This is a genomic window from Vibrio sp. 10N.222.49.A3, from assembly GCF_041475145.1.
Taxonomy (GTDB): Bacteria; Pseudomonadota; Gammaproteobacteria; order Enterobacterales; family Vibrionaceae; genus Vibrio; species Vibrio tasmaniensis_A.
The window spans coordinates 1-5,274 of record NZ_JBFRVM010000096.1 but is presented as its reverse complement, the minus strand read 5'-3'; the positions used below and the strand labels follow the sequence as shown (position 1 = coordinate 5,274).

The 5,274-nt window shown below is 40.4% G+C and carries 3 protein-coding genes; 1 reads left to right on the top strand and 2 read right to left on the bottom strand.

The genetic code is table 11. From position 1 onward, the window contains the following. Positions 1 to 421 precede the first annotated feature (421 nt). Entirely contained in the window at positions 422 to 3,022 is a 2,601-nt protein-coding gene (locus AB4589_RS17180; protein WP_017091784.1) for an Ig-like domain-containing protein, read from the top strand. A gap of 371 nt (positions 3,023 to 3,393) precedes the next feature. Here the strand turns inward: AB4589_RS17180 and AB4589_RS17175 are convergent, their stop codons facing one another. Beyond that, positions 3,394 to 4,104, bottom strand: coding sequence for an RES domain-containing protein (locus AB4589_RS17175; RefSeq protein ID WP_016800228.1), 711 nt, complete (start codon positions 4,102 to 4,104; stop codon positions 3,394 to 3,396). After that, a complete protein-coding gene (locus AB4589_RS17170; protein WP_241816738.1) occupies positions 4,097 to 4,999 on the bottom strand; it encodes a hypothetical protein in 903 nt (300 codons plus the stop codon). Before AB4589_RS17170 ends, AB4589_RS17175 begins: the two co-directional genes overlap by 8 nt. Positions 5,000 to 5,274 lie beyond the last annotated feature (275 nt).

The window sequence follows — 5,274 nt, the reverse complement described above, 5'->3', positions numbered from 1 at the left end:
TTATTTCAGGTATAAGGCCTGTACGAGATAGTATGAACGGGTTAAATGCCTCTATTCTAGACTAGGTATTCACTGGCCGCTGCTTGGGCGTAAACGTTCCTTTTCTCATGAGTACCAATCAAAATGGCAGCGATCGCATCGGTACGCTGCTGTTTGTTCTAATGAATCATTAGAGTAGTAGCTCTAGCTCATTTCTGCCCCAAAACGTTCTAGAACCCATCTAGATCGTAATAGAACTAGCTAATGTGTAAAGCAAACACATTACTTTGAAAAAACTCCCGTCCGCACCCAAGTATACACATCTCCAAAAGTCATTACTTAGGGAGAGTTGTGATATTCTTATATATGAGCTAAGTTGTTGGTTACAAGTAACTTAAAAAAATCTGGGCTTAGTTTTTTCATGGATATCAAGGATGGTAATATGACTCCAAAGTCAATAATTTTATTTGGACTACTTTTTAGCTCTTTGAGCGTACAATCTGCCACTTATACGGTAACAACAAGTAGTGATCAAGGCATAGGCTCACTTCGAGATTTCATCGAAAAGGCCAATGCTAATCCTGGTTTAGATACTATCGAAATACCGGCTTCATATAATGCACAAGCACCTATCTCGCCTAATTTGGGTGAAGTCCCTTCAGGTCAAACCGACAACCGAATGACAATTACTGATGATATTATCATTCGAGGATTAGGCGATGATTATGTCCACATTAATGACCATCAACGCTGGGTTTCTGATACTGGCTCATTTAATACTGGTTATCCGAATGATCCTAACAATCTGATTCTAAGATCATCTGGTCTTTTATTTGACATTAATCCTCGAAATACCGCAGGGCGCACCATCGATGCCACCATTGAAAATGTGTGGGCAGAACACATGTCAGGTTTTATCTTTTCCGATAACGCTAATGTAACACTCAATAACGTTATCCTATATAGGATAGTGCCTAGGCAAGGAGAGGCATCCATCATGTCTACTCAAGATGGCTTGGTTACAATAAAAGATTCATTTATATTCGAAAATCTTGGTCCAAGATCAGCACCTACCCTTATTTTTAATAGTGATGTTTTTATTGAAAATACGGCTTTTGAATCTAATGGACCATTGGTTGAAAGCACAGCCAGTCATGTTATTCAAGTTAGTCAAGATAGTTCAGGCAGCAGCACAACGGCAGTCATCAAAGATAGTATATTTAAAGGCTTATTTAATTCTACTTTTAGATTTAATGAAGCTGATGCACAAATTATAAATACTTTATTTGATGGAAGGGATGCTAATAGAGGTTGGCCAATCTATGTCAATAAAGGAAAATTGACGCTAACCAATAGTACGCTGTATTACCCGACTATTACTAAAAATGTAGACCCTGCTACTTACAAAGCGACCCATATAGAGTTAATCAATAGTGCTCAGCTTATAGCCAATAACAATCTACTCGTTATAATCGATGGTGCAAATAATGTTGGCTCTGCAATTTATCCAACTGATTGGGACGATACAACTATTTACCCATTATCAGAGAACAACAATAACTTTATTTCGACACCTGGTGTCGATGACACCCCTAATACTGGCCTGTCACTTGCAGGGTGCGTTACAACTAATTGTTTCGTTCCAAACACGCTTTCAATAGCGCTTGTTGATAAAGGCGACGACGCTAAAGCGCTATATGCCGATGGAAGCTCAATCACATCAGATTACCTCAAGCAAACCCGCCCACAGGGGTTGAGTATCGACATTGGCGCATTCGAAAAACATGAATCTCTTTATGCTCACCCAGATAGCTATGAGGTTGATCAAGATACTAAGTTGATTGTATCTAGCCAAGATGGAGTGCTTAAAAATGATACCAATGAAAATTCAGCAGCCGCTACATTAGACCAAGATGCTTTGTATGGAAGTGTCACATTGAATGCAGACGGCAGTTTTGAGTATCAACCTGATGCTGATTATTATGGCAATGATGAATTTTATTATTCAATCAATACGAGCCAAGCAAAAGTATCAATAACAATTCTCTCCACAGGTTGGACTCTTATCCCTAACAATGCTGCGCCAGTTGCTAATAATGATAGCTACTCACTTTACGCAGACAGTATTGATACCATTGTTGCACCAGGTGTGTTGCTTAACGATACAGATGATGCAAATACACAAGCTCCTTTTTATGCAGATTTAACTGCGCGAATCTATAAACAACCAATGCATGGGTCGGTAACACTTAAGGAGACTGGTGAATTCATTTACACGCCTGACGCTGGTTTTATAGGCGATGATAGCTTTGAATATGATGTTACAGATATTGGAACAAGACATAGTTACCCTGCTACCGTTAATCTTCATATTCAAGCCGGTGTTCCTTATGGGGGGAAGGTTATCGCGGGAACCAGCAGTGGTGGTTCTATAGGGTTCTTAAGCACGCTGCTATTGACGATACTCGCACTGTTTAGACATCAAAAGTCACTTGCCGTTAAAGTGGTCGTCCCACTATTGTTAAGTGTTTCTCCTTTCGCTCATTCTGCAGAAGAGAATAACGGAATATATGTAACAGCTAATCCTGGGATTTCATGGTTAGAGCCAGATACTGACCACAACGCGTGGAGTCAGGAAAGTAACAGTCAGTTTTCTTTCGGAAGTAGCTTAGGGTACCAATTTGATAATAACGCGAGTATCCAGTTTACTTATCGTTGGCTAAATAGTGTCGATTTGAAAGCAGAACATACGCAATATAATGATATGACGGTCGATTACCAACATTACAGCTTTAACTTTGTTTATCGAGTTACGCAGCTTTGGGGCGATAAATTCGCCCCGTACTTCAGTTTGGGCTTAGGTTATCTTGATGCAAGTTCGAACCACGCGGAAGATTTCGAGGTGGAGGATAATGTTCACCCCAACATAGGCGTCGGCGTGAATGTATTGGACTTTGGTCAAATTAAGTCAGATCTACAATGGCATCATTTAGCAGGTGATGTTGATACCCTCGAACTCGTGTTTTCTTATTACTTCAAGTAATTCAACTAAGAACAGTGCTTTTAGCTGTTCTTAGCCAGAGCTATCAGTTAGCACCTCTTCATACATAATTTAAGGGTATTACGGTTGCTCCCTGCGATGATTTGGAATTGTTCATCAATTGGGAGCACCCAGTATCTGACCTTTCCAATCAATACAATGCAATGAGTTAAGGGACTTTTACACTTGCATTTATTCATGACTCGCTAACTTAGCAAAGGCATTAACAAGCTTCTGTCCAGAGACGTGTTATGCCGCCATGCTTTGGGACAAGAGCGCCTTAGTGCGACTACTCTAAAACACTTCTGTCCAAAAGCTTCTCTGGTTGAATTTTTACCCGTGGCACTTTTAACGCGAAAGTGCCACGCTAACATTTAAAGTAGCGATGCTAGATCTGAAGATATGGTTAAGTGGTCATTCTGTACAGCTTGGTGTAAATAAGGCTTCCATGTAGCGATATCCTCCAAAGCATCCACTTCTAAATGTATGTCTCCCTCCCGCTTTGGTCCAAAAATCACGTATACTGGGACAATATTTCCTTGTTGAACACTATCCCAAACTAAGCCATCTACATTGGGGTAGGTATTATGAATGTGCTTAGCTAGCGTTCTTGCTATATCCAAGCATTTCAGCTGAGATTTGTTAAACAAATCATCAAAACTAATATCCCAAAATGCTTCGGCCCCGCCTTTCAGATATGCAGCTCTACAATCAGCAAAGGTTAGCTCCTTTCTAAAAGAGATTGTAGCCACAGCGAGATTTTGAAACTCTTTGGATGATAACGTTACTACTGAATCTGTAGCAAGTGGTCGTAGTACCGTTTCAAAATAGGCCGTTTCTCTAGTTGGTGCTATATACAGAGCAGGGACTGCTTTGTCGTTAGAGCGGAATGGCGAAAAGCGACCAGCGGTGACCGTACCATCAGAGTAGATAGCCCTAATATCACTAGTGAACTTAACTTGTAGAAATGGATTCGGATCTATGGCTGTGTAAGCACGCTCACCATTGTCGTCATATACCTTATTTAATGCACGGTAAAAATGACGACCAGGTTCGATTTTCAGCAGTGGTGGCGCCTTACTCATAGTCTTGCTCTTCTGAAGCAAAGGTTAAGTCACGCAATGTGCTTTGAGACTTAAACAAACCTGCTAGGTATAGCAAATCTTCTTCAAGCTCGGGTCGGCTTATAGCTTGAGCAGGTGTGCACTCCAGATCATCATTGTGAGTTGTTAACCATTTATACACTCCCCAATCATTTAACCCATCAAATATGTGACACAACCTTTCGACTGGCTTGTACACACCAAGACGTTCAGTGTCGAACTGAAACGCTGGGATCTGGATATTACGAGAATTTCCAAAATAAAAGCCGAGTAGCTTCATTTCTTTTTTGAGTTTAGCAACCAATCTTGAAGGATTTGCAGCACTTACTTCTCCAAACAGTACTGATGCTTGCTTTGCTGTAATTAGCGGGAAGTTTTTTGCTCTAGCTTCAATCTCGTTCAAGTCTTTTGCTATTAAATATTGTGTATCATCTGCACTTGTATGTGGCTTAATGGCTTCCTTGAAGTCATCAAAACTTTTCTGAGCATCCTGTTGTAGTAGGCGATACATGTGCTTAACAGAACCATGAGCTATATGATGTTCCATCACACGCATGGCACCACTAACTAATTCTGCTTCCTCAAACCCAAGCTTTACACTTCGGTTAATCACATGAGCTGGAGCCGCAAAGACACGACCGTTTTTAGCTGTCAAATGCTTCCCATTTAATACGACAGTTATGCCCTTATCGAGTAAAGGCTTTGCTTCTCTCAAGCTATTAACGGTCACTGGCTCTTGAATACTGTCATGATCATCATTTTCGTATTCTTGTTCCTCTAACGCCGTTAACTGACATTGTAGAATGTACTGCTCTGCTTCCCTAGAAATTCGCATGGATACTGCCTCGTTAGGTATTATTGTACACCTTAGATCCATAGTAACAACTATGCAAATTATTATTGCCTTTTAGAGATGAGCTACCCCATCAATACTGGCCCCTAAGTTAAACAAATTGCCATACCTGTAGTTATTCATGAATCGCTAATGTAAGGTTTTTATAAACTCATTTATGTCCAAAGGTTAGTTTCAGTTATATCTGTTGTGTTGTGATATCTGTTGTGTTCGTTAATGCATGCGGCAATCGTTTACGCCTCGTTATTCATTCGTAACTTGCCATCTTTCTTGTTGTGCCTGTGAAGTTGTCTGATACT